The sequence below is a fragment of the Acinetobacter lwoffii genome (assembly GCF_024129715.1).
Taxonomy (GTDB): domain Bacteria; phylum Pseudomonadota; class Gammaproteobacteria; order Pseudomonadales; family Moraxellaceae; genus Acinetobacter; species Acinetobacter lwoffii_U.
The window spans coordinates 266,889-272,888 of the sequence record NZ_JAMXXM010000003.1; the positions used below are offsets into that span (position 1 = coordinate 266,889).

General features: G+C 37.9%; 5 protein-coding genes. 2 read left to right on the forward strand and 3 right to left on the reverse strand.

Annotation, left to right across the window (positions count from 1 at the left end; translation table 11 throughout):
- Position 1: 1 nt before the first annotated feature.
- Positions 2-913 carry a 5-dehydro-4-deoxyglucarate dehydratase gene (kdgD, locus tag NI462_RS04490; protein WP_253159311.1) on the reverse strand — a complete coding sequence of 304 codons (912 nt, stop codon included), beginning with the start codon at positions 911-913 and terminating at the stop codon, positions 2-4.
- Between the two features lie 423 nt (positions 914-1,336).
- On the opposite strand from kdgD, the gene NI462_RS04495 reads away from it, so the two are divergent.
- Positions 1,337-2,695: an MFS transporter gene (locus NI462_RS04495; protein ID WP_253159313.1), complete on the forward strand. Its 1,359-nt coding sequence runs from the start codon at positions 1,337-1,339 to the stop codon at positions 2,693-2,695.
- Positions 2,696-2,766: 71 nt separating this feature from the next.
- Positions 2,767-4,314 (forward strand): galactarate dehydratase, encoded by a 1,548-nt coding sequence (gene garD / locus NI462_RS04500; RefSeq protein ID WP_253159315.1) that lies wholly within the window; start codon positions 2,767-2,769, stop codon positions 4,312-4,314.
- 464 nt (positions 4,315-4,778) lie between these two features.
- Here garD and NI462_RS04505 read toward each other — a convergent pair whose 3' ends face one another.
- Positions 4,779-5,483: an IS6-like element IS1006 family transposase gene (locus NI462_RS04505; protein WP_001067784.1), complete on the reverse strand. Its 705-nt coding sequence runs from the start codon at positions 5,481-5,483 to the stop codon at positions 4,779-4,781.
- 63 nt (positions 5,484-5,546) lie between these two features.
- The coding region (locus NI462_RS04510; protein WP_253159317.1) for a cation efflux transmembrane domain-containing protein at positions 5,547-6,000 on the reverse strand (454 nt) is incomplete at its 5' end.

Below are 6,000 nucleotides of genomic sequence, written 5' to 3' on the forward strand. Positions count from 1 at the left end.
ATTACTGTGGACCTAAAGGTGCAATTAATGCAGCTAAGTCTTCATAATCTTTTGGAGTTAAATCACTTAATGGTGGACGTACTGGACCTGCATCGTAACCTACGATTTTTGCACCCGCTTTGACTATACTTACACCATAACCAGCCTTACGGTCACGAATTTGAATCAATGGCAAGAAGAAATCATCGATTAAACGATCCGTTGTTGCCGAATCACCACTACGGATTGCATTGTAAAATTCCATTGCTGTTTTCGGAATAAAGTTAAATACAGCAGATGAATATACTGGGCATCCTAAAGCTTTATATGGTGCAGCAAAGACTTCAGCAGTCGGTAAGCCACCAAGATATGATAAACGATCACCAAGAGTGTGAGTTACACGTGTCATCATATCAATTTGACCAGAACTGTCTTTAAACCCAATTAAGTTTGGACACATTTCTGCTAATTTTTGCAGTGAATCAGTAGTAAGAAGTGAATAACTACGGTTATAAAAAATAACACCAAAATTGACAGAGTCACAAACTTGCTTTACGTGCTCAATCAAACCTTCCTGACTTGCTTCAGTTAAGTAATGTGGCATAAGCAAAATACCATGCGCACCTAAACGCTCAGCTTCTTGAGCATGAGCAATCGCTTGACGAGTTGGGCCGCCTGCACCAGCAATAATAGGTACAGTGCCTTTACATGTATCTACCGCAGTTTTAATCACTTCTGAATATTCATCTCCAACTAAAGAGAAGTATTCGCCTGTACCACCAGCAGCAAATAATGCGCTCGCACCATACTGCCCTAACCACTCTAAACGATTTTGATAGGTAGCCTTATTAAAATCACCATTCTTATCGAAGTCCGTTACAGGAAATGAAAGTAAACCATCAGAAATAATATTCTTTAACTCAAGCGCATCCATTAAATAGCTCTCCATATTAGCTCATTGTTGTAAGACATCATATAACTAATATCTGAAGTTGCAAGACCTAAATCAAAAATATATCATAAAAAATAAATATTACCTTTAATTACAAAAACTTATTATTGAAAAATAAGTTGGATGTAATCGTTGATTTTGATATAAGACATCAAACAACAAAGTTACTTTTATATTTTTCAATAAAATACCAAGAAAATATTTTGTTCCATTAAAAAAAAATTGCAATTAAACAAGAAATAATCATAAGATGTCTTACATCCTTGGGTTTTTAAACTCTTTAAGGACTCTTAAAATCTACTTCATGATTATTAGTGAAGTATCTTTCTCAATTAAATTAAGACATTGAAGTCACTCTAATTTGTTACATCCAAATTAGGTACGGATAGAGAAGGGTTTGTGTATATGGAAAATTTACAAACAAATACAATATCAGCTGGAAGAGCTGGGCACACTAAAACACGCTATTACATATTAGCAATGATATTCTTAGTTACTGCTCTCAATTATGGTGACCGTGCTACTTTAGCGATGGCAGCATCACCAATGAGCCAAGAACTTGGTCTTGATACAGTCACTATGGGCTATATTTTTTCAGCATTTTCTTGGGCCTATGTTATCGGGCAACTTCCAGGTGGTTGGTTATTAGATAAATATGGTGCAAGAAAAGTTTACTTCGTCAGTATTTTCCTATGGTCTCTTTTCACAGTATTTTTAGGTTTTTCTGATATTTTTGGAAGCACAGGAATTATCGTTAGTGTATTGTTTCTATTAAGATTCCTTGTTGGTCTAGCTGAAAGCCCTGCATTCCCAGGCAACAGTCAAATTGTTGCCGCATGGTTTCCTACCAAAGAGCGTGGAACAGCAGCAGCAATCTTCAACTCTGCTCAATATTTTGCAACAGTAGCTTTTGCTCCACTTATGGGATGGCTTGTTACCGAAATTCACTGGCAATCAATTTTTTGGGTTATGGGCGGTTTAGGTATCGTTATCTCATTTATTTGGTTAAAAGTAATTTATAGCCCTGTAAAACACCCAAGAGTGAACCCTGCTGAACTGGAATACATTAAACAAGGTGGTGGTTTAGTTTTAATGGGGGAGGATAATGACCAATCTCAAACTAAGAAAAAAGCATCTTTTGCAGATATTAAACAATTATTATCTTCACGCATGTTGTTAGGTATTTTCATTGCTCAATACTGTATTAACTGTCTAACTTATTTCTTCTTAACATGGTTTCCTGTCTATTTGGTAAAAGAGCGTCACATGACAATTTTACAAGCTGGCTTTGCGGCAGTTGCTCCAGCGTTATGTGGATTTATTGGTGGAATTTTGGGTGGTATCGTTTCTGATAGATTAATCAAAATGAACAAATCCCTTACTTTTGCTCGCAAACTACCAATTATTATCGGGATGTTGCTTTCAACAACAATCATCATTTGTAACTACGTAGATTCACATACAGCCATTATTTTCTTTATGTCTCTTGCATTTTTTGGTAAAGGCTTCGGTGCTTTGGGCTGGGCGGTAATGTCTGATGTATCACCAAAAGAGATGATCGGTCTTTCTGGTGGGCTATTTAATACTTTTGGTAACGTTGCAGGTATTGTGATCCCTATTGTTATTGGCTACATCATTAACTCAACTGGCTCATTTAATGGCGCATTAGTATTCGTTGGTATTCATGCTGTTATCGCTCTACTTTGCTATCTATTTATGGTTGGTAAAATTGAACGTTTCCAATTGAAGTCTACATCTAATTAATTCGCCCTTTTTCCTAAGAGCCAATATTTAAATATCAGCTCTTAGGTATAGCACTAACTCAAGGAAAGATTATGCAAAAACCACTACTCATCAGAATTAACCCTCTAGACAATGTTGCAATCGTGGTGAACGACGGTGGTCTAGCATCTGAAACTTTTGTTGAAGAACAAAACATTAAGCTGGTTGAGGCCGTGCCACAAGGCCATAAAGTTTTGCTTACTGATTTAAAAGAAAATGACCCTATTATGCGTTATGGGGAAATTATTGGATATGCAAATAAAGACTTAGTTGCTGGGTCATGGGTCAATGAAGCTGTAACACGTATGCCAGACTCACCATCACTTGATGAGCTTGAGCTAGCTACACGTCCAACACCAAATTTAGAACCCTTGATAGGCTATACATTTAAAGGCTATAAAAACCAAGATGGTTCTGTTGGCACTAAAAACTTATTAGCAATTACTACAAGTGTTAACTGTGTAGAAGGTATTGTTGATCACGTAGTTAAAATTGTTGAACGTGAATTACTTCACAAATATCCAAATGTAGATGGAATTGTGGGGCTAAATCATTTATATGGTTGTGGCGTAGCTATTGATGCTCCAGCAGCGATTGTACCTATCAGAACTATTCATAATTTGGCACTCAACCCGAATTTCGGTGGTGAAGTTATGGTTGTAAGTTTAGGCTGTGAAAAGATGCAACCTGAACGACTTTTGAACATTCCAGCCGAAAATAAACGTATCCCATTAGAAGATCAAGATATCATCCAACTACAAGATGAACGCCATAATGGTTTTCAGAGCATGGTTGATCATATTTTAACTGTTGCACAAAGACATTTAGAAAAACTAAATATGCGACAACGTGAGGAAGTATCAGCTTCTCATTTAGTGGTTGGTATGCAATGTGGTGGCAGTGACGCTTTCTCAGGTGTTACATCAAATCCATCTGTTGGTTTTGCTTCTGATCTTATTGTTCGTTGTGGGGGAACAGTTATGTTCTCCGAAGTAACAGAAGTAAGAGATGGTATTCACTTATTAACTCCTCGTGCTGAAAATGAACAAGTTGCCAAGGATTTGATCCGTGAAATGCAATGGTATGATGACTATTTAGCTGCTGGTAAAGTTGATCGCAGTGCAAACACTACACCTGGCAATAAGAAAGGTGGTTTAAACAATATTGTTGAAAAAGCAATGGGGTCTATAGCAAAATCAGGTAGCTCAACAATTGTAGAAGTGCTCTCTCCTGGTGAAAAACCAACTAAAAAGGGTCTTATTTTCGCAGCAACGCCATCTAGTGATTTTATTTGTGGTACTCAGCAAATGGCTTCGGGTATTACATTACAAGTATTCACGACTGGCCGTGGAACACCATACGGACTTGCAGCAGTACCTGTGATTAAAATGGCTAGTCGAAATACTATTGCTAACCGCTGGTATGATCTCATTGATATCAGTGCTGGTGACATTGCTATTGGCAAGAAGACAATTGAACAAGTTGGATGGGAACTCTTCGAAATGATCCTACGAGTTGCAAGCGGTGAACAACAAACTTGGTCTGACCATTGGGGTATTCATAACTCATTGGCAGTTTTTAACCCTGCACCTGTAACCTAAAAAGTAAGAGGGGCTAACAAGCCCTTTTTTACACTTAAAATATTTGGGGCTGTAGTAGACTATCACAGTTCTAATCTACTACAGCCCCTAAAGATTTATATATAAAACTGTATCTTAAGATACAGTTTTACTTTAATTCTTTTTTAAGATAGATGTTTTGAAATATAAGAGTGTATCTACACTCAAAGGTAATTAGGATTATAAATTTAAGAATAATTTTTTAAATCTATTTTCCCATTCATTAACGGTTGAATATAAATGCACAATAAAAATAGTGAACCGTACCGGGTTTGTCGGAGACTTTTTTATTTAAGTTAGGCCACCTGACCTAACGGGTTAATCTTATCATAGTACATTGCTTCAAACTCAAAAGGCGATACATAACCCAGTGCACTGTGTACACGCTTTTTATGGCACTGTTGCAAATAGAGATTTGAGTCGATGATGTTCCCTTTAAAAAGTACTTAGAGACCGAAAACCCTGTTGATTAGACACACTTCACCCTGAGGCTGACCATAATAAAATGACGATGCTTGTCCTTTACGTAGTGCACGCATGACTTCAATACCTTTAATTGTGGCATAAGCCGTCTTCATAGATTTGAATCCTAATGTGGCCCTGATGATCCGCTTTAGCTTGCCATGATCACATTCAATCACGTTATTTTTATACTTAATCTGCCTGTGCTCAAGGTCTGGTGGACATTTACCTTCCCGTTTTAACCGTGATAAAGCACGTCCATATGTGGGTGCTTTATCCGTGTTGATCACTTGTGGAATTTGCCACTTCTTCACATTATTTAAAATTTTTCCAAGAAAACAATATGCTGATTTGGTATTACGTCTAGAAGAAAGATAAAAATCAATGGTATCGCCACGTTGATCGACTGCACGATACAGATAAGACCATCGTCCATTCACTTTTACATAGGTTTCATCAATATGCCACGAGCTCAGATCTGTAGGATTACGCCAATACCAGCGTAAACGTTTTTCTATTTCAGGAGCATAACGTTGAACCCAACGGTAAATAGTCGTGTGATCAACATTCACACCCCGTTCGGCCAGCATTTCCTGCAGTTCACGATAGCTAATGCCATATTTACAATACCAGCGCACAGCCCAAAGAATGATTTCGCCCTGAAAATGCCGACCATGGAAAGGATTCATATGCTGCACCTTTAGCTAAAACAGTCTTCAGCTTACCATTCGTGGTTATTTGCAACAGTGCCCTTACTTCAAAGCCAAAATTTTTCGGGCACCATTAAGTACGAATAAAGAAACCAGTATGCCAATGATTAAGTCTGGATAAGCTGATCCCGTCCACGCCACGAGTACACCGGCAAATATAACGCCCATATTTACGACAACGTCATTCGCCGAGAAAATCCAACTGGCTTTCATATGTGCGCCATCTTCTCGATGACCAGAAATAAGATATAAGCATGTTACGTTAGCTATAAGTGCGAGCAGGCCAATAACAATCATGAGCGTTGATTCTGGCTCGCTTCCAAACATGAATCGTCTAATGACATCAACAATCACGATAACAGCAAGTAATAACTGAATCCAACCTGCGAAATGGGCTGCTTTTATTTGATATTTCGCAGCTTTTCCGACGGCATATAGCGCAATACCATAAACGGCTGCATCGGCAAACATATCTAGAGAATCAGCAATCAATCCT

Coding starts and splice junctions, on each gene's coding strand:
- kdgD (WP_253159311.1), bottom strand. CDS start 913: ATGGATGCGCTTGAGTTAAAGAATATTATTTCTGATGGTTTACTTTCA.
- NI462_RS04495 (WP_253159313.1), top strand. CDS start 1,337: ATGGAAAATTTACAAACAAATACAATATCAGCTGGAAGAGCTGGGCAC.
- garD (WP_253159315.1), top strand. CDS start 2,767: ATGCAAAAACCACTACTCATCAGAATTAACCCTCTAGACAATGTTGCA.
- NI462_RS04505 (WP_001067784.1), bottom strand. CDS start 5,483: ATGAATCCTTTCCATGGTCGGCATTTTCAGGGCGAAATCATTCTTTGG.